This window comes from Streptomyces camponoticapitis (genome assembly GCF_014646115.1).
Classification (GTDB): Bacteria; Actinomycetota; Actinomycetes; order Streptomycetales; family Streptomycetaceae; genus Streptomyces; species Streptomyces camponoticapitis.
The window spans coordinates 21,467-39,609 of the sequence record NZ_BMMV01000027.1 but is presented as its reverse complement, the minus strand read 5'-3'; the positions used below and the strand labels follow the sequence as shown (position 1 = coordinate 39,609).

At 69.9% G+C, this 18,143-nt stretch carries 15 protein-coding genes and 3 pseudogenes; 12 read left to right on the top strand and 6 right to left on the bottom strand.

Annotated elements, in window-relative coordinates; all coding sequences use genetic code 11:
• Positions 1-9: 9 nt before the first annotated feature.
• Entirely contained in the window at positions 10-777 is a 768-nt protein-coding gene (locus IEY79_RS31040) for a TetR/AcrR family transcriptional regulator (RefSeq protein ID WP_189110975.1), read from the bottom strand.
• A gap of 109 nt (positions 778-886) precedes the next feature.
• Between IEY79_RS31040 and IEY79_RS31035 the strand changes: the two genes are divergently transcribed.
• The 7 genes and pseudogenes from IEY79_RS31035 to IEY79_RS31005 all read left to right on the top strand — a co-directional run bounded on the left by IEY79_RS31035 (position 887) and on the right by IEY79_RS31005 (position 8,767).
• Positions 887-1,930, top strand: a complete 1,044-nt coding sequence (locus IEY79_RS31035) for a medium chain dehydrogenase/reductase family protein (protein ID WP_189110974.1) — start codon at positions 887-889, stop codon at positions 1,928-1,930.
• Positions 1,931-1,934: 4 nt separating this feature from the next.
• Positions 1,935-2,576 carry a TetR/AcrR family transcriptional regulator gene (locus IEY79_RS31030; protein ID WP_189111033.1) on the top strand — a complete coding sequence of 214 codons (642 nt, stop codon included), beginning with the start codon at positions 1,935-1,937 and terminating at the stop codon, positions 2,574-2,576.
• 36 nt (positions 2,577-2,612) lie between these two features.
• The gene (locus IEY79_RS31025; protein WP_189110973.1) at positions 2,613-3,251 is read left to right on the top strand and encodes an ABC transporter permease; all 639 of its coding nucleotides are present in this window, start codon (positions 2,613-2,615) and stop codon (positions 3,249-3,251) included.
• Positions 3,252-3,493: 242 nt separating this feature from the next.
• A complete protein-coding gene (locus IEY79_RS31020) occupies positions 3,494-5,797 on the top strand; it encodes an esterase-like activity of phytase family protein (RefSeq protein ID WP_189110972.1) in 2,304 nt (767 codons plus the stop codon).
• Positions 5,798-6,276: 479 nt separating this feature from the next.
• Positions 6,277-7,575, top strand: coding sequence for a peptidase (locus tag IEY79_RS31015; RefSeq protein ID WP_229701266.1), 1,299 nt, complete (start codon positions 6,277-6,279; stop codon positions 7,573-7,575).
• Positions 7,576-7,736: 161 nt separating this feature from the next.
• Positions 7,737-7,988: pseudogene (locus tag IEY79_RS31010) on the top strand (VOC family protein); the annotation flags it as partial.
• Between the two features lie 182 nt (positions 7,989-8,170).
• Positions 8,171-8,767 carry a hypothetical protein gene (locus IEY79_RS31005; RefSeq protein WP_189110970.1) on the top strand — a complete coding sequence of 199 codons (597 nt, stop codon included), beginning with the start codon at positions 8,171-8,173 and terminating at the stop codon, positions 8,765-8,767.
• Between the two features lie 177 nt (positions 8,768-8,944).
• On the opposite strand, the gene IEY79_RS31000 is transcribed toward IEY79_RS31005, so the two are convergent.
• Both IEY79_RS31000 and IEY79_RS38100 read right to left on the bottom strand, forming a co-directional pair.
• Positions 8,945-9,865: a trypsin-like serine peptidase gene (locus IEY79_RS31000; RefSeq protein ID WP_229701265.1), complete on the bottom strand. Its 921-nt coding sequence runs from the start codon at positions 9,863-9,865 to the stop codon at positions 8,945-8,947.
• Positions 9,866-9,996: 131 nt separating this feature from the next.
• Positions 9,997-10,119 carry a hypothetical protein gene (locus IEY79_RS38100; RefSeq protein ID WP_268240635.1) on the bottom strand — a complete coding sequence of 41 codons (123 nt, stop codon included), beginning with the start codon at positions 10,117-10,119 and terminating at the stop codon, positions 9,997-9,999.
• 78 nt (positions 10,120-10,197) lie between these two features.
• On the opposite strand from IEY79_RS38100, the gene IEY79_RS30995 reads away from it, so the two are divergent.
• The 3 genes and pseudogenes from IEY79_RS30995 to cdgB all read left to right on the top strand — a co-directional run.
• Entirely contained in the window at positions 10,198-10,617 is a 420-nt protein-coding gene (locus IEY79_RS30995; RefSeq protein WP_189110969.1) for an effector-associated constant component EACC1, read from the top strand.
• Positions 10,601-11,227 (top strand): annotated as a pseudogene (locus IEY79_RS37635) (caspase family protein); the annotation flags it as partial. The gene IEY79_RS30995 and the pseudogene IEY79_RS37635, both read left to right, overlap by 17 nt.
• 174 nt (positions 11,228-11,401) lie before the next feature.
• Positions 11,402-12,382: pseudogene (gene cdgB, locus IEY79_RS37630) on the top strand (diguanylate cyclase CdgB); the annotation flags it as partial.
• Between the two features lie 59 nt (positions 12,383-12,441).
• Here the strand turns inward: cdgB and IEY79_RS30985 are convergent.
• A complete protein-coding gene (locus IEY79_RS30985) occupies positions 12,442-13,215 on the bottom strand; it encodes a polysaccharide deacetylase family protein (RefSeq protein ID WP_189110968.1) in 774 nt (257 codons plus the stop codon).
• A gap of 503 nt (positions 13,216-13,718) precedes the next feature.
• Between IEY79_RS30985 and IEY79_RS30980 the strand changes: the two genes are divergently transcribed.
• Complete coding sequence (locus IEY79_RS30980; RefSeq protein ID WP_189111030.1) at positions 13,719-15,227, top strand: cryptochrome/photolyase family protein; 1,509 nt, start codon at positions 13,719-13,721, stop codon at positions 15,225-15,227.
• A gap of 137 nt (positions 15,228-15,364) precedes the next feature.
• The gene (locus IEY79_RS30975; protein WP_189110967.1) at positions 15,365-16,192 is read left to right on the top strand and encodes a class I SAM-dependent methyltransferase; all 828 of its coding nucleotides are present in this window, start codon (positions 15,365-15,367) and stop codon (positions 16,190-16,192) included.
• A 51-nt stretch (positions 16,193-16,243) separates the two neighbouring features.
• On the opposite strand, the gene IEY79_RS37625 is transcribed toward IEY79_RS30975, so the two are convergent.
• The gene (locus tag IEY79_RS37625; RefSeq protein WP_229701264.1) at positions 16,244-16,390 is read right to left on the bottom strand and encodes a hypothetical protein; all 147 of its coding nucleotides are present in this window, start codon (positions 16,388-16,390) and stop codon (positions 16,244-16,246) included.
• A 291-nt stretch (positions 16,391-16,681) separates the two neighbouring features.
• Positions 16,682-17,890, bottom strand: a complete 1,209-nt coding sequence (locus IEY79_RS30965) for a serine hydrolase domain-containing protein (protein ID WP_189110965.1) — start codon at positions 17,888-17,890, stop codon at positions 16,682-16,684.
• Positions 17,891-18,143 lie beyond the last annotated feature (253 nt).

Here is an 18,143-nt window from a genome sequence, read left to right as displayed (position 1 = left end):
CCGCGTACGTTAGGCGAGCCGGCTCGGCGATTCTCCCTCGCTCAGATGCGCGAGCGTCGTGATGATGCGGTCGGCTATGTCTTCCGGCCACGGGAAAGCCTGCGACACAGCGCGCTGGTGGGCGAGTCCGTGCAGGCCCAGCCAGAGCGCCACCGTGTCGCTCGGTACGTCGGTGCTGGTGGCCTGCCCCGCGGCGACGCAGTCACCGAAGAGGCCGACGAGCAACTGCATCGTCTCCGAGCCGAGTGCGGCCAGATCGCCGTGGGTCAGGGAACTGTCCCCGAGAGCCGGCAGCCAGAGACCGCCGAACATGGTGCGGTAGCGCTCGGGATGGAGCCGGGCGAAATCGAGGTAGGCGGTGCAGGCGGCGTAGAGCCGGTCGCGAGGATCGTCGCCGGCCGCGTCCACGGCGGCACGCAGGTCCTTCTCCAGCCCGGCGAACTCCCCTTGCACGACGGCCAGCATGATGGCCGGCTGGTCGGGGAAGTGCGGATAGATCGACGGGGCGGCGATACCGACCCGGCGGGCGACCGACCGCAGCGTGATCGCGCGTTCGTCGCCGGACTCGTCGAGCAGTTCGACCGCGGCGGCGACGATGTCCTCGCGCAGGCGCCCGCCCTCGCCGCGGCGGTTGCGGGCCCTGGGCGGTTTCCGCGTGGTCGCCGCGCCTGCGCCTGCGCCTGCGCCTGCGACTTCGCCTTCGGCCGCCGCGGTCGGCGCAGCCCGTCCGGTCGGCTCGGTCGGTGTGGCGGTCTCCTCCGCTGTCGTCTTCTTCACCCTGTCACCTTACACCGCGAAGTTTATCGCCGGATTCTCTTGCGACTCCAACTTAACGCTTGTAGTGTTACGACCGTAAGCAAACGAGCGAAGCCCTAAGGAGCCCCTCATGACCAGCACCTTTACCACCAACGCCACCGAGATCGTCCTGCCCGGCAAGGTCGAGCCGAGCGGTCTTACGGTCCACAACCGTGAGCTGGGCCCGCCCGCCGCCGGTCAGGTCGTCCTGAGGATGGAAGCGACGGGCGTCTCCTTCGCCGAGCAGCAGATGCGCCGCGGCAAGTACTACGACCAGCCGGCCTTCCCCTTCGTACCCGGCTACGACGTGGTCGGCACGGTCACGGCGACCGGCCCCGGCGTCGACACCGCTCTGACCGGACGACGCTTCGCCGCCGTCACCAAGGTCGGCGCATGGGCCAGCCACCTGCTGCTCGACGCCGCGGACCTGCTGCCCGTACCCGACGACGTGGACGCGGTGGCCGCGGAGACCGTGGTCGTCAACGGGATCACCGCCTGGCAGATGCTGCACCGTGTGGCCAAGGTCCGCTCCGGCGGGACGATCGTGGTGCTGGGCGCCAACGGCGGCGTCGGCTCCACCCTCGTACAACTGGCCCGGCACGCCGGGATCACCGTGATCGGTACGGCGTCGGCCCGCCACCACGAGGCGGTACGCGAGCTGGGAGCCATCCCCGTCGACTACCGCGACCCCGACCTGTACGGCCGGATCGCCGAGCTCGCCCCGGCGGGCGTGGACGCGGTGTTCGACCACGTCGGCGGCGCCGGACTGGTGCGGTCGTGGCGGCTGCTGCGCAAGGGCGGAACGCTGGTCTCGTACGGCACCGCGGCGACGAAGGACGACGAGGGCAATTCACAGCTGCCGGTACTGAAGGTCTTCGCACGGCTCTTCGCCTGGAACTACCTGCCCAACGGCAAGAGCGCGCACTTCTACAACTTCTGGGCCGGCCTCCGCCGCCCGGAGACCTTCCGCGCCCGGCTGCGTGAGGACCTCGCCCAGGTGCTGCGCCTGGTGTCGGAGGGCGTCGTCACCCCGCAGATCGCCGCGCGGATCCCGTTGAGCGACGTGGCGTCGGCCCTGTCGCTGGCCGAGTCCCACACCGTCGCGGGCAAGGTCATCCTCATCCCGGACGCGTGACGCCATCGGCACCACCGGCGCGGACGCACCGCCCGCCCGCGGTGCCGCGCGCCCGCGGAACCGCCGAGGACAGGGTGGCAACCTGCGTACGGACATCCTGGCCGCCGCGACCGACCTGCTCGACCGCGGCGACCAACGGGCCGTCACGCTCAGGGCCGTGGCCCGGCGGGCCGGGATCTCCGCACCGTCGATCTACCCGCACTTCCCCGGCCGGTCGGCCATCGTGCTCGCGGTCGTCCACGAAGCCTTCCTCGAACTGAACGGCCTGCTCCGGTCCGCCGTGGACGACGCGCACGACGCGGACCGGCGCCTGTACGCCGCCTGCCTCGCCTATCTCGACTACGCCGCCGCCCATCCCGAGCGCTACCGGGCGATGTTCGGCGAACTCCCGGCCGGCCAAGGCGTCTCCTCTCCCGGCGCGGGAACGCTGCGAATCCTCGCCGACACCCTCGCCCAGTGCGTCACCGCCGGGCAGTCCACCAGCACCGACCCCCGCTCCGACGCGATCGCGCTCTGGCTCGGTCTGCACGGACTCGCCCATCAACGCGCCATCGCCCACGCCTTCCCGTGGCCCGCCGATCTCGTACGCCCCTTCGTGGCCTCGCTGTCACGCCTCGGCCGGCCGGGAGCCACGGCCCTTCCGTGAACACCCCACCGCACCCCGACTCCGGAGGTCTCCGCCATGTCCCTCACCACCGCCACCCCCGTCGCCCCGATCACGACCACGTCCGTGGCCACCACGTCCGGTACGGGCGAGGTCGACAACCGCGCGACCTACGTCAGCTTCGGACTCGCCTACGTACTCGGCCACGGCGCCGCGGCGCTCTCGGGTGGCGGCGCCCCTCTGCTCGACCTGCCCGGCTGGCTGCCCATGACCCTGCTGGGCATCGGTCTCGCGGCAGGCACCGTCAACGCGACCGTCGCCGCCGCCCGTGCCCAACGCGAGGCCACCGGGCCCGACATCCTCTCCGGCAAAATGCTCGGAGCCTCCTGGGTTGTCGCGTTCGCCGCCCTCTTCCTCGCCATCACCGGCCTGACGAACAGCCTCGACATGCCCGAGCTCCAGTCCGTGCTCTGGCCCACCGGCTCCGGCCTCGTCGTGGGCCTGCTCTACCTCGCCGAAGGCGCCGTACGCCGCAACAAGCTCCACTACACCCTCGGCGCCTGGCTCGCCCTGACCTCCACGGCGGCGCTCTTCCTCGGCACGCCCGGTCTCTACTGGGTCCTCACCCTCGCCGGCGGTGGCGCCTACGCGCTCGCGGCGGTCCTGGAAGACCGACGACTCACCGCCCGCGCCGCCCTTGAGGCCGGCCGAAGGTGACAACGGGGTGAACTCTCTCCGGCCAGGCACGTGCCGGGGCCGCCACCGGGGAAGTACGAGCGCCGCCCGAGCGGCCCTACGGCAGCGCCCAGTTGAGGGCGGGACCGGCTGGATCCGGCCATCGGCCGGGGATCTCACCGCCGCCCTCGATGATCTCCCGCGGCTGTTCATCCGGGCGCCGTTCCGTCCTTGCCCCCAGGTGGGACGATCCTGCCCTCCCACTGTCCCGCAACGGAGAAACAATGCCCCCGAAGAGAACCTGCGCCGCGCTCGTAGCGGTAGCGGTCGCCGCCGGCCTGCTGGCCGGGACGGGCGCGGCGAGCGCGCACCAGGATGCGCGCCGGCCGGTCGCCTTCGACCGCACCGCCACCTACCCGGTCTTCCAGAACCGGCCGGCCGGCGAGGACCCCGCCTCCCCGACCGTCGCCGAGATCTCGGCGACCAGCGAGGACGGCCGGACCCTGGTCTACACGGACGCCCTGGCCCGGCGGATCGGCTTCCTCGACATCAGCGACTCCGACCGCCCGCGCGGCCTCGGCACGCTGTCGCTGGCCGAACTCGGCAACTCCGAGGACGAGCCGACCTCGGTGGCCGTCGTCGGCAAGTACGTCCTGGTCGTCGTCAACACCAGCGCCGACCACACCGACCCGTCCGGCCGCCTCGACGTCATCTCCCTGCGCGACCGCCGACGGGTCGCGAGCCACGACCTCGGCGGCCAGCCCGACTCCATCGCGATCAGCAAGGACCAGCGGTACGCCGCCATCGCGATCGAGAACGAGCGCGACGAGGAGGCGACCCCGCCCGGCGGCGAGGAGGGCGACCTGCCCCAGCTCCCGGCCGGCTTCGTGCGGATAGTCGACCTCAAGGGCGCAGCGCCCACGCAGTGGCGCACCCGTGCCGTGCCGCTGACCCGGCCCGACGGCAAGGCGCTGCCCGCCCTGGTCGCCGCCGGGATCACCGAGCCGACCGACCCGGAGCCGGAGTACGTCTCCATCAACGGCCGCGACCAGCTGGTGGTGACCCTCCAGGAGAACAACGGCGTCGTACTGCTGGACCTGCCGACGGGCAGGATCACCAAGGCATTCAGCGCCGGTACGGCGTCGGTCGACGGCATCGACACCGTCGAGGACGGCAAGATCGACCTGACCGGCTCGATCACCGACGTACCGCGCGAGCCCGACTCGGTCGGCTGGATCGACGACCGCTACCTCGCCACAGCCAACGAGGGCGACTGGCGCGGCGGCACCCGGGGCTGGTCCGTCTTCGACAGCCGGACCGGCAAGGTCGTCTGGGACGCGGGCAACAGCTTCGAGGAGATCGCCGCGCGCCACGGACTGCACAACGAGTCGCGGGCCGAGAAGAAGGGCACCGAGCCGGAGGGCCTGGCGATCGCCGAGTTCGACGGCGTGCGCTACGCCTTCGTCGGCTCGGAGCGGAGCAACTTCGTCGCGGTGTACGACCTGAGCCGGCCGACCTCCCCGGTCTTCCGCCAGGTCCTGGCCACGACCAACGGCCCCGAGGGGCTGCTGCCGATCCCGTCGCGCGACATGCTCGCGGTCTCCAGCGAGGAGGACGACGCCTCGGTCAACGTACGGGCCTCGGTCAGCCTCTTCCGCCTCGGCGGGCACACCCCCTCCTTCCCGAGCATCGTCTCGGCCGGGGACTCCGGCGGCGCGCCGATCGGCTGGGGCGCGCTCGGCGCGCTCTCCGCCGTACCCGGCAAGTCGCACCAGCTCTACAGCGTCACCGACGCGGCGTACTCCACCACCAAGATCCTCACGCTCGAGGCGGGGCGCCAACCGGCTGTCATCACGCGGTCGTTGACCGTCAAGGGGACGGACGGGCAGCCGACCGGTTACGACGTGGAGGGCATCCACGCCCGTGAGCAGGGCGGCTTCTGGCTCGCGGTCGAGGGCGCGACCGGCGCGGGCAACAAGCTGGTCCGGCTCGACAGCGCGGGGAACACCCGTCAGGTCGTAGACCTTCCGGCGGACATCGCCGCGGGCCTCGCGGGCCAGGGCTTCGAGGGCGTCACGGCGACCACCGACCGCCGCGGCCACGAGGTGGTCTGGGCCACGCTCCAGCGCGAGGTCAAGACGGACCCGGCCGGCACCGTCCGCCTCGGCCGGTACGACGTGGAGTCCGACACCTGGAGCTGGTACGGCTACCGGATCGGCAGCACGACCACCCCGGGCGACTGGATCGGCCTCTCCGAGATCACCGCGGTCGGCGACAAGCTCGCGGTGATCGAACGGGACAAGCTGAACGGCCCGTCCGCCAGGATCAAGCGCGTCTACACGGTCGACCTGCCGAAGTCCGCGGCCCCCGCGGGCCCGCTGCGCGTCCTCCCGAAGAAGCTGGCCCACGACGTCCTGCCCGACCTCCGCGAGACCAACGGCTGGACGCAGGAGAAGCTGGAGGGCCTGACCGTAGCCGGCAACGGCGAGGTCTACGCCGTGACGGACAACGACGGCCTGGACAACGCGACGGGCGAGACGGCCTTCATGGACCTCGGCTCCAGCCGCGAGATCTTCGGCCGCCACTGATCCCACCTCGCGGCGGCCCACCTCGCGGCCGCCGGCTTCACGGCCCGCTCGACCTGACGGCCGCCGGCACACTGCCGGCGGCCGTGCTGCGTACGCGTGCGGTCATGGGCCGCCCGGGACAACCTCGCGCGTCCCTCAATGAAATGACATGGATCACAAAAGTGACCTGTGCGGCGAAAGCAACTGCCCCTCTATGCGCCGATTGTCCCGTAGGTGAAGGCCCTGTGCTGCCCTCCTCGCCCGATTAACGTGCTTCCGTCAACGATGTTTTCGGCCATACGATCGCCGACGAGGCACTGCGTGGGTGCTGCCGCAGGGGCCGCCTCAACCACTTTTCGAACCCGCTTTGCTCGACCCGCTTCGCTCAACCAGCTTCGCTCGGCGCGCTGTACACAGCTCGCTCGCTCGACCCGCGTCACCCAAGTCGCATTTCAACCAGCATTTCGGACCCGTGAAGGACTCCGTTGAAGATTCGCCGCATGCTCGCCACGGCTGTTGTCGCCGCCGTCACCACCCCCGCGGTCCTGCTCTCCGTCACGCCCGCGCTCGCCGACGCCAAGGCGTCCGTCGCGTCGGTGACCCAGCAGGGGGGCACGCAGGACAAGCCCTCCATCGAGGAACTCGAAAAGGCCGCCGAGAAGGCGCAGAAGGCGTACGAGGCCGCCGAAGCCGCGCAGCAGGCCGCGCGGGTGGTGCTCGAAGCGGCCATCTCCGACGACGCGCCCCTCGCGGTGGCCGCGAAGGCCGCCAAGCAGGAGGCCGCAACTGCCGCCACCGCCAAGGAGAACGCCGACAAGGCGCTCGCCGACGCCAAGGCCGCACTCGCCGCGCTGCCCGAGACCGCCACCGCCGAGGAGAAGGCGGCGGCGGAGAAGGCCGTCACCGACGCCGAGACCGCCGCCGTGTCCGCGGCGGACGCCAAGACCACGGCCGACGAGAAGGCCACGGCTGCCGGCACGGCCAGGGACGACGCCCGCGTGGCCGCCGTCCGCGAGTACGGCAAGGTCCAGAACGCCCTGAAGGAGGCCCTCAAGGAGAAGGAGGCCGCCGACAAGGCGCTCGCCGACGCCAGGGACGAGGCGGGGGAGCCGGAAGAGCCGAGCTGCGTCCCCGAGAACAAGCTCACCACGGTCGTCAACGGCCTGCCGTCCAAGCTCGTCGCGGGCTCTACCACCGACTTCTCGGTTCGTGTGACCAACGGGACGAAGAAGACGATGGACGCGGTCTCCCCGAGCGTCAACTTCCACGCGACGGACAACGGCGGCTACAACGTCATCGACGACGCCTTCCACCTCCAGTGGTCGACCGCCGCCTCCCCCGTCTGGAAGAACGTGGGTGCGGACCACAAGGCCGGCTCCATCAGCCCGCTGAAGGCCGGCACCCACGCCGATGTGAAGCTGCGCCTGAAGATCGACGCCAAGGCCCCGGCCGGGCACGGTGTCGCCTTCGTCGCCGGTGAGTACGTCAACAACGACGAGTCCTGCGGCGGCAACTTCTCCACCGAGTACGCCTTCGGTCTCCTTCCCGCCGGCAGCGCGGTGGACGACGACGTCGACGACGCCGAGCCCGGCGAGACGACGCCGCCGACCTCGGACAACGAGCCCCAGGGCGGCTCGTCCACCACGCCGGAGGACTCCGGCGACGACGACGGCTCCCTCGCCAGCACGGGCTCGTCCTCGCCCCTCCCGCAGGTCGCGGCCGCGGCCGGCGGTGCGCTGGCCCTGGGCGCGGCGGCCCTCTTCACGGTCCGCCGCCGCCGGTCCAACTCGGCCGTCTGACACGGCTTCGACCTGACCGCACGGTGAGAAAGGGCGTCCCCTTCCGGGGGCGCCCTTTCCGCTGTGCGCGGTCCGGACGACGACGAGCCGCTCACACCTGAGGGCGAAGTTGCGGGGGATCGGAACGCTGCGCAAGGTGGACGGGACGGGGGCCGATTCGCACCGAGCGGAAGGAAGAACCCGGTGACCCGGTGTCCTCCTTTCTCAACGTACGGGTGGCCGACATCGCGGCCTTCTACGAGCAGGCGCTGGCCAAGGGCGCGCGGTTCCTCACCGAGCCCCTCGACCGCAAGGCCGAGCTCCGCTGCTACCTGAAGGATCCGGACGGCTATCTGATCGAGATCGGTCAGGGTACCGGCCTCCTGGAAGGTGTCTACGCGGATCGCACCGATCCGCCGGAGAGCCAAGGGTGAATTAGCCGCTCACTTCCCTGTCGTAATAGACGCCGAATCGGGTTCTGTCGGAAGAATTCATTCGAAGCGCTGAGCGGTGCTTTTTCGGGGGTGTGCGGCATGCGTAACTGGAACTGGCCCGCCCTTTTTCGTGGTAGAGTCTTATCGAATTCACAGGACGCCACGAGAAAAAGGGGAATGGCGTGAACACCGAGAAGGTTACGGCTCGACGTCTTACGGCCGGGGAGGTCGCAGAGTTGGGCGTCCAGGACGCCATCTTCGTCTCGGCAGAGACGGATGGCCTTCCTCTCGACTGCTACGCCCCGGCATTCCTTTCGGAGCCGGGAAAGAATTCCGAGGGAGGGTCCTTCGCCGTAAAGACGGTATTCGGTGAGGAAATCCATGTTCTCCCGGACAACGCCGAAGAGCGCGGGATCTGGGTCGCCGACAAGGCAGGGGAGGAGATCGAGGTTCTCCAGAGCGCCGGCGTCGTCCTGAACCTCGCCCTCTTCGTGCCCAACGGCAACAAGGAAGCCCTGGAGGCGCTCTACTCCGCCGCGCGCGACGCGTTCGGCGCGGGGATCGTCCAGCGCTGGAGCGAGGAGGTCGTCGCGGTGCCGGACGTCAAGGTCGACCTGTTCGAGGAGCCGGTCCGGGGTCGGAAGAGCGCGAGCCAGAACCGCGACCGCCGCGCCCTGGACATCTACCCGACCCGAGTGCGGTTCCTGGAGCCGAGCGAAGGCTGGAAGTTCATTGTGGAACCGCACAAGGAAGTCGTCGATGAAACACCCACGATCTGATCTGGTGACAGCCTAGAAGTTACGAGGGGGCATAAAAGACCCTCTCGGTGGCGAATTCGAAAGGGACGCTCGGCCGGGATATCCCGGCCGAGCGTTTCGCGTAGGCCGGCACAGTTCACGGAATGGTGAAGCCCCAGACCAGCGGCCTGGGGCTTTCCTGTCGAGCTCGGGAATCAATCAGCCATTCTGGGCCCGGTCGTACACCTTCTTCGCCGTGGCCCCCAGCACCTCTCCGTACATCTTGGTCGGTGTCATGGAGTCCAGCGCGGCGTTGACCGAGACCAGCACGCCTTTGCCGGTGGTGGCGTTGAAGTCGGCCAGCCACGGGCCGCCGCTGGAGCCGCCGGTCATGTCGCAGGGGATGGCCTGCATACCGATCTCCTTCTTCGCCGTTCCGGCGCAGCGGAGGAGCTCCTCGCCGAGCTGCGGGCGGGTGGCGGAGTAGCCGAGGCTGGAGACGGTGCCGCCGACGGCGCGGTTGAAGGCGATGGCCTGGCCGCCCACGACGTCGGTGAGCTTACGGCCGCTCTTGTCGGCGTCGACGATCAGCGCGGACACGTCGTTCGTGGAGTCGTTCACCCAGGTGCGGGGGGTCGCCGCGGTCCGGACCGCGAAGGTGCCGTACGGCTTCTTGCCCTTGCTGTAGCCGGGGACGAACACCATCGAGGAGTTGGTCATGCCAGGAGCGGAGCCCAGGCGTACGCAGTGGGCCGCGGTCATCACGGCGGAGCGGTTGGCGCTCTTCACGGCGGTGGCCGTGCACCAGGTGTCGGCACCGCGCGAGTTGACGAAGAACAGCCGTCCCACGGTCTTCAGCGCGACACCCGTGTACGGCTTGGCCTTGGGTCCGGTGGGACCCAGGTCCACGGACTTCCCGACGGCCTTGATGCGGGCGGGCGTCCAGTAGGCGAGGGCTTCCTTGCGCTCCTTGGCGGTGTACGTCAGGACGGAGACCGGGTCGGGTGCGGCGGCTTTGGCCTGGCCGGCCACGGCGGTCGCGGTGAACGGGGCGGCGAGGGCGAGGACCGTACCGGCCGCGCCGAGTCCCATGACCCGGCCACGAAGCCGCCGGACCAGGGAAGTCGATGTCTCGGACATGGCTGATGTCTCCTCGGCTGATGCGGGCGGCGAACCGGTCGGTCCGGCCGCACTGCAAGAGAGGGGAACCGGCCCGCTCGGTTGCGCTGTCGGCGACCTGTGACAGTGCGCGGACACACGACCAACGGCCATTAGTAGGGCACCGATTCACACAAGCTCTCCGCCCAGGCGGAGGCGCCGTACGCGTTGGCCGCGCGCACCGTGACGCAGACCTCGTCACCGGAGTACGGACCCTTGATCGTGTAGCTGATCACCGGAATGTCATGCTCCGCGCCATCGGCCCTAAACTGTCCCACCCGCCGTCGTGGGTGGGCCGAAACGAAGGGGTCGCGGTGAGACTGGGCGTCGGCTTGGAGGACGAAGACACGGCGGAGGGCGAGCTGCGTTCACTGCACGCCTGGCTGCTCGCGGAGCCCGCGGCCCGACGTCACGCGCGCCCCGTACTCGGCACGGCACGGTCGCCGCGGGCGGGAGCACAGGGTGACGTGATCGACCTGATCTCGCTGGCTGTGAGCAGCGGCTTCGCCGCCGCGTCGCTCGCCCTGTCCATCGCCGCTTGGCGAGCGACACGGCCAGGACGGCCGGTCGTCACCGTGGAACGCCCCGACGGTGTCAGGGTCACCATCTCCGACTCCTCGCCCGAGGAGACGCGGCGCCTGCTGGAGTCGCTGACCGCTGACCGGACCGACGTGCGGGGGGCCGGGCAAGGGGACACGGACGCGGGCGGGGACGAGCGTGGCGAACCCACCTGACCCCGCGAAGTCGCGCGCGTTGCTCATAGGAGTCGGCGCCTTCGACACGCTCCACGATCTGCCCGCCGTCGAGGCCGGGGTGCGGACTCTCGCGGATCTCTTCGCACAGAAGGACATCTGGGGGCTTCCCCCCGAGAACTGCCAGATGTTGCTCGATCCACAGACGCCGCGTCAGCTCTCCAAGTCGGTTGCGGAGGCGGCGGAAGCCGCCGAGGACACCCTGCTCGTGTACTACGCGGGGCACGGGCTGATCGAACCGAGGACGGGCCAACTGCACCTGGCCGTCGGTGACAGCGACCGGATGTCCGTGCACGACACGGCCGTTCCGTACGAATGGATCCGCCGGTCGATCGAACACAGTCCCGCCGCCCGGCGGATCCTCATCGCCGACTGCTGCTACAGCGCGCGCACCTTCGGCACCCAGTCCGCCGGCGCCGAACTGGAGGTCGAGGGTACCTATCTGCTCGCCGCCGCCGCCGAGAACGCGGTAGCGGTGTCCCCGCCCGGCGAGCGCTTCACCGCGTTCACCGGCGAACTGATCAGACTGATCAGGGACGGTGTCCTGGAGGGCGAGGAATTCCTCGATCTGGACACGATCTACCAGCGGCTGCGGGTGGAGCTCGGTCTGAAGGCCCTGCCCGAGCCGCACCGGCTCTGCCGTGACAGGCTCGGCAAGGCACCTTTCCTTCGTAATACGGCTTTCCAGCCCGTGACCGCGACCTCGCGGCGCGGTTGGGACAACTGGAGCGCGGCACACGCGACCGCCGGGCGCCACGCCGAGCCGGTGGCAATGGAGTCGGAGCCGTACGTCCGGCTCGCCACCCTCCGTAGCCTGCTCGACCAGCTCATCACTCAGGTCTCGCCCGCGCGGAGCCTGGCCGACACCCTTCAGTCCGTCGCCGACGGCATCGTCGCGGGACTCGGATACGAACTCGCCGCCGTCAATCTGGTCCGCCCGGACGGCGACCTCGTGGTCGCCGCTTTCTCCGGCGACCCCAACGCCGAGGCCCTGCTCTCCGGCAGAGTGGGCCCGCGTGCTTCCTGGGACCGACGCCTCTCGATGGGCGAGGCGTGGGGCTCCCTCCGCTTCATCCCGCACAGCGAGGGCCGGGTCCTGGACGACGACGACGTACCGCAATGGCACACCGAGGGACGCTACCCCCGGTTCGAGGGCGAATGGCACCCCGACGACCGGCTGTTCGCACCGATGTACCTGGCGAGGCAGGGCGACGGGGAGCTTCTCGGTGTCATATCGGTCGACCGACCGAGTGACGGCCAGCGCCCCGGCCCGTGGGGCCGGGAGGCGCTTCAGGTCTACGCGGCCCACGCGGCGGTCGCCATCAGCAACGCCCGGCTGCGTGGCAACATGCAGCGGGCCCTGGCGCGCCTGGAACGGGAGCAGCAGGCGCTGCGCGCCAGCGAGGAGTCGTTCCGGCAGGCATTCGAGTTTGCGCCCAGCGGCATGGTCATGGCCGAGATGGGCGGCGATCAGCACGGTCGGATCCTGCGCACCAACGACGCGCTGTGCCGCCTGCTCGGCCGCCCGGCGTCCGCGTTGCGCCGATACTCGTTCTCGGATCTCGTTCACCCCGAGGACATCGGGACCCTGCTCCGCACCTCGGCCGAGGGGGGCCGCGCCGAACTGCGTCTGGCGCGACGGGACAACAGCTATGTGTGGGTGTCCATGCGTAACTCGGTGGTCGCCGACGCGGTGGACGGCCCCCGCTACCTGCTGACCCACGTGGAGGACATCGAGTACCGCAGGGGTCCGGGCGACAACGGGCCGGCCTCGTAGGGGGAAGGCCGCAACCACCAGGACCGGGCTCAGCGCACCGGGAAGCCGAACGTGTAGCCCTGCTCCTTGAGTTGGGGGAGCAGCCGGCGCAGGGCCTCGACGGTCTGGGTGCGGTCACCGCCCGCGTCGTGGAAGAGGAGGGTCGGTCCGTTGGGCAGCTCGCGCTCAACCGTGGCGACGATGGCGTCCGTACCCGGAAGTTCGAAGTCCTTGGTGTCCACGTTCCAGCCCAGCGGGCGCATGCCCCGGGAAGCGGCGAGCTGCCGGCTGTAGGGGGTGAAGGCCCCGCCGGGCGCGCGGTAGTACATCGGGCGTACGCCCCCGGACGCTTTGGTGATCATGCGTTCGGCGTCGAGGATCTGCTGCGACTGGTAGGCCTGCGAATCCTTGTCCATGGCGGTGTTGTGGGACACCGAGTGGTCACACAGCCGGTGCCCGTCCGCGACCACTTTCTTCACCAGGTCCGGGTGGGCCCGCGCCTGCGTCCCCACCATGCAGAACGTGGCCTTGACCTCGTACTCCCGCAGCAGGTCGAGCACTTGAGGGGTCCATACGGGGTCGGGGCCGTCGTCGATGGTGATGTTCACGCCGCGCGGCCCGTCCTCCGAGGCGTGCGCGATGGTCGCCGCGACCGGCTTGACGTCACTGCCCGGCGTGGCCGGCGCGGTGGGCTTCGCGGACGAGTCGCCCGGGGTGACGGCCTGCGTGGTCCACACCGAGGCACCGGTGGCGAGCATCGCCACCCCAAGCGCCGCCCCGATGACCTTGCCGTACCAGCCCCGTCCGCCACCATGCCGTGCCATGTCCACTCCTTAGGCGCATTCCCTCGCCGATCCCGGTCGCCTCACGACCACTTCCGAGGACGAGGGGGGCGCCCCGGAGGATGCGCCCGTTACCGATCACGGACAACTCCGGAGGAGTTCACGGACAACTCACCACGAGCGACAACCTGTACCGCACCGACCGGCGCGGTACACCTTCGAACAGCCCGCCATGAACTGCTGCTCCGCGCACGGCTGCGGAGAAAGTTCCAACGTGGGCTCCCTGGATGGAGTCGATTCACTGACGTGCCAAGGTGCGCCGGCCGCACAGACGTCCGAGGTCGCCCTGCAATCCTTTCGGACCGGTCGGCGACTTGTACCTCACCGGCAGACAGGAACGCTCCGCTGCCGCCCGGCGGAGTGTCGGCGTACGGGTGGTCCGTGCGGCTGGCAGCATTGGCCGATCCGGAGACCCGATGGTCACCGCGCGAGCGGCGCTCGGCGCCGCCCCCGCCCGAGGCAACGGCTGTGAGAGGCACAACCCCATGGCGCCACGCCCCCACTGGCTGTTCGGGGACCAACTCGGTCCGCACTTCGTCAACCCGCGCGGCGGCGGCCCCGGCGCCCACGCTCCGTTGGTCATGATCGAGGCGCGCTCGGTGCTGCGTCGGCGCCGTTTCCACCGAGCCAAGGCGCATCTGGTGCTCTCGGCGATGCGGCACCGCGCCGCCGAACTCGGCGACCGGGTCACGTATGTCCGGGCCGAGACGTACGCCGAAGGTCTGGAGCAGGCCCTCGGGCACCCGCCAGCCCCGCTGACCGTCTGCCATCCCACCTCGCGCCGTGCCCTGGACTTCGCCCGTACGCGAAAGGAGGTGGAGGTCCTGCCGGCGAAGGGATTCATGGTGAGCCACGACGACTTCGCGCGGTGGGCCGACAGCAGACAGGGTCTGCGGCTGGAGAGCTTCTACCGCTGGGTGCGGGCCCGTCACGACCTGCTCATGGACGGCGGCGAGCCCGCCGGCGGGCGCTGGAACCTCGACCACGACAACCGCGAACCCCCACCGCGCGGACAGGAAACCCTGGATGTCCGCGGACCCTGGCAGCCGCGTGAGGACGCCATCGACGACGAGGTCCGGCACGACCTCGATCGCTGGGAGCGCGACGGAGATGTCTCCTTCGTCGGCCGTGACGGCCCCAGGCGATTCCCCGCCACCCGGCGCGAGGCGCTGTCCGCGCTGCGGCACTTCATCACGCACCGGCTGCCCGACTTCGGCCGCTACGAGGACGCCATGCTGGCGGGGGACCCGGTGCTGAGCCACAGCCTGCTGTCAGCACCCCTGAACCTCGGGCTCCTCGATCCGGCCGAATGCGTGGAGCGCGCCGAACGCGCCTTCCGGGCCGGCGACGCACCTCTCAACAGTGTCGAAGGCTTCGTCCGGCAGATCGCCGGCTGGCGCGAATACGTATGGCACCTCTACTGGCACTTCGGTGAGGACTACCGCCACCGCAACGCACTGCGGCACACCACACCTCTGCCGGACTGGTTCCTCGACCTGGACGCCGAAGCGGTCACCGCCAACTGCCTGTCCACCGTGCTCGCCCAGGTGCGGGACACCGGCTGGACCCACCACATCCCCCGCCTGATGGTCCTCGGCAGCCGCGCCCTTCAGGACGGCTGGGACCCGGCGGCCGTCACCGACTGGTTCCACCGCTGCTTCGTCGACGGCTACGACTGGGTCATGCTTCCCAACGTCGTCGGCATGTCCCAGTACGCCGACGGCGGTCTCATGACCACCAAGCCGTACACATCGGGCGGGGCCTACATCAACAAGATGAGCGATCTGTGCGGCCCGTGCGCCTACCGCCCCACCGCCCGCACCGGCGACCACGCCTGCCCGTACACCGCGGGTTACTGGGCCTTCCTCCACCGCCACCGCGCCCGCCTGGCCGCCAACCACCGTACGTCCCGCGCCGTCAAAGGCCTCGACCGACTCAAAGACCTGCCGGAACTCCTCGACGACACCGCACGACGCGGTGACACGCCTCCGTGACCGGAGTTGAGGGGTGGATCGCCGTGCGTGGATCGCCGTGCGAGGCGGACTCCGCGACGGCACGATAGAGCCTTGCGACACCGACACCGACGTCCACAAGACCAACGATCATGTGAAATCGGTATCGAGAGGATCTGATGACCGTGGTGTCCGACCGGCGGGGAACCCAGACGCACAGGACCAGAGATACCGAACTGTTCGACTACGACGCGGAGTTGCGGCTCCACAACGAACATCTCCGTGCCGCCGCCCGCGTCGGCGCCCGCGACCGTGTGCTCGACATCGGCTGTGGCACGGGCCAGACCACCCGCGAAGCCGCCCGCGCGGCCGTCACCGGAAGCGCGCTGGGCGTCGACGTGTCCGAGCCAATGCTCGAACGGGCCCGCCGGCTCAGTGCCGACCAGGGCCCGCCCAACGTCACCTACCAACAGGCGGATGCCCAGGTCCACCGCTTCCCACCGGCGCACTTCGACCTCTGTATCAGCAGATTCGGAACGATGTTCTTCGCCGACCCGGTCGCCGCCTTCACCAACATCGGGCGCGCTCTGCGCCCCGAAGCGCGCCTGGTGCTACTGGTCTGGCAGGACCGTGACAGCAATGAATGGGCCTCCGCGATCCGCCGGAGTCTCACCGCCGCAGAGGCGACGCCTCCGCCTTCCACCTCCGGTCCGAACGCGTTCTCACTCGCCGACCCGGGCACCACGGAAGGCATCCTGGCGGCGGCGGGCTTCAAGGACGTCAGCTTCACCGACGTGCACGAACCCGTCTACTACGGCCCGGACACCGCCACCGCATTCGACAACGTGCTCCGCCTGCTGAAATTCCAAGATCTTCTCACCGGCCTCGACGCCGCGACGGCAGAGCAGGCACGCACACGGCTGCGGGCCACCCTCGCCGCCCACGACACCGGCGAGGGCGTGTATTTCGACTCCCGTGCCTGGCTCATCACAGCCGGCCACCACTGACCACCCCGCCGGAATTCTCATCCTCTCCGGCGGTCTTCGGTGATCAGCTCATCACGAGGTCTCGGTGAAACGGACGGACCAGGCGTAGCCGCTCAAGCTCTCGTGCGGTACCCGCCGGACCTCTCTGACCTGGCAACCGTCGTGGGCGTACTTGAGGGCGAACCGGTCGAGGCGCTGTGCGTCGGTGAGATCCTCCATGGACAGCGGTGCTCCGACGACGAGGTCTTCGTGAAGGACTGAGTTCCGCTCGGCACTGTCCGAGCAGGTAGAGCACTGATGTGTCTTGGGTAGGGCCATAGCCCCAGTGTGCTCCTCAAGGGAGCCCCACGCTGTGCCCAGCCGCACCACACACCCACTCGATCCGAAGGACCACGAACGCGGCGCGGGCGGCCGCAACGACATCCGGCGGCTTCGAGCTGACGTGGCCGCCCCCACATGTCGGCCGCCCCCTGTCGCAGACACACGCGGGGAGAGGGGGCGGAAGCAGCACTACTGGCGGGGGCTGATCGAGCTGTCCTTGTCGTAGATGTCGTCCGGTGTGGCGATCGTCGTGATCGCTCGGGCGAGCATTGTGGACGGCTCCTGGCCCTGGGTCTGGATGTCCGTGTTGATCATGATGACCAGGGTGGCCTTCTTCGAGGGCAGATAGACCGTCACGGTCTCGTACCCGGGGATCGATCCGTTGTGCCCGATCCATCCGTTGGCCTTGAAGATCCCCAGGCCGTAGGTGGTACCGGGGAATCCGGTGGGCAGCGTCTTGAGCCGTTGCCGCTGGGTTTCGGGGCTGAGCAGCTTCCCGGTCGCGACGATCGGGGCCCACCGGCGCAGGTCGTGCAGGTTCGAGATCATCGCCCCGGCCGCCCAGGCCCAGCTGGGGTTCCAGCGCGTGGCGTCCGCGGTCTCGCCGCTCGGCGTCTGGTCGGTGTAGCCGCGCGGGTGCGGCGCGGGGAACTCGGACCCCTTCGGGAACAGCGTGTGGTGCAGGCGAGCCGGGCCGAGCACCCGCTCGTGGATGAAGTCGGCGAGCCGCTGACCGCTGACCTTCTCGATCACGAGGCCGAGCAGGACGAGGTTGGAGTTGCAGTACTGGAACTTCGTCCCCGGCGCGAAGGTGTTCCGGTGCTTGAAGCCGTACGCGAGTGTTTCCCGGGGGGTGAAGGTGCGCTCCGGGTCGCTCTCCAGCTTCTGGATGAAGCCGGGGTCCGAGGTGTACGGGAACAAGCCGCTGCGCATCTCGGCGAGGTGACGCAGCGTGATCCGGTGACCGTTGGGCACGCCGCGGACGTATTCGGCGATCGGGTCGTCCAGCTCGATCCGGCCGTCGTCCACCAGCTCCAGCAGGGCCGTGACCGTGAACGTCTTGGTCTCGCTGCCGATCCGCACGGAGGAGTCGGCGGACATCGGCCTGCCGGTGGCGGTGTCGGCGACGCCGGTCGCGCGTACGTAGCTTCCCTTGCCCGGCATCCACAGTCCGACGACGGCGCCGGGGATGCCCGCCTGCTCGCGGACCTCCTTGATGGTCCTGTCCAGCCGGGCGGTGAGCTGGGGATCGAGACTGTCCGTGGCCGTGGTGGGAACGGCCGTAGCGGGAACGGCCGTGGTGGGAACGGCGGTGGCGGGAATCGCAGCCGGCGGGGCCAGCAAGGAGGCCGCGAGCAGTGCTGCGGTGAGCAGACGGCGGGAGGGAGTACGTCTCATGTGGGGCGCCTCTTCCGGAAGGGGGCGGACGGCCCGCCTCCTTCAGAGAGCACGGACGGCAGAACATCACCATCCGGACCCGTGACTCATGCCCCCTTGCCGTTCGGGCGCCAAGGAGTCCACTCATTCGGAGCCACCCGGGCCGCCCAGGCGGCCACACACCGGCGGGCCACCACCGACCCGGCCACCGCCCCTGGGCGCCGACCCCGACCGCCGCCCCTGAACCACGACGTCATGGCCCTGCCCCTTAGGC

Excerpts from the sequence above, each read along its gene's own strand:
- IEY79_RS31035 (WP_189110974.1), top strand. The coding sequence starts at position 887 with ATGACCAGCACCTTTACCACCAACGCCACCGAGATCGTCCTGCCCGGC.
- IEY79_RS31025 (WP_189110973.1), top strand. The coding sequence starts at position 2,613 with ATGTCCCTCACCACCGCCACCCCCGTCGCCCCGATCACGACCACGTCC.
- IEY79_RS31020 (WP_189110972.1), top strand. The coding sequence starts at position 3,494 with ATGCCCCCGAAGAGAACCTGCGCCGCGCTCGTAGCGGTAGCGGTCGCC.
- IEY79_RS31015 (WP_229701266.1), top strand. The coding sequence starts at position 6,277 with ATGCTCGCCACGGCTGTTGTCGCCGCCGTCACCACCCCCGCGGTCCTG.
- IEY79_RS31000 (WP_229701265.1), bottom strand. The coding sequence starts at position 9,865 with ATGTCCGAGACATCGACTTCCCTGGTCCGGCGGCTTCGTGGCCGGGTC.
- IEY79_RS30985 (WP_189110968.1), bottom strand. The coding sequence starts at position 13,215 with ATGGCACGGCATGGTGGCGGACGGGGCTGGTACGGCAAGGTCATCGGG.
- IEY79_RS30980 (WP_189111030.1), top strand. The coding sequence starts at position 13,719 with ATGGCGCCACGCCCCCACTGGCTGTTCGGGGACCAACTCGGTCCGCAC.
- IEY79_RS30975 (WP_189110967.1), top strand. The coding sequence starts at position 15,365 with ATGACCGTGGTGTCCGACCGGCGGGGAACCCAGACGCACAGGACCAGA.
- IEY79_RS37625 (WP_229701264.1), bottom strand. The coding sequence starts at position 16,390 with ATGGAGGATCTCACCGACGCACAGCGCCTCGACCGGTTCGCCCTCAAG.
- IEY79_RS30965 (WP_189110965.1), bottom strand. The coding sequence starts at position 17,890 with ATGAGACGTACTCCCTCCCGCCGTCTGCTCACCGCAGCACTGCTCGCG.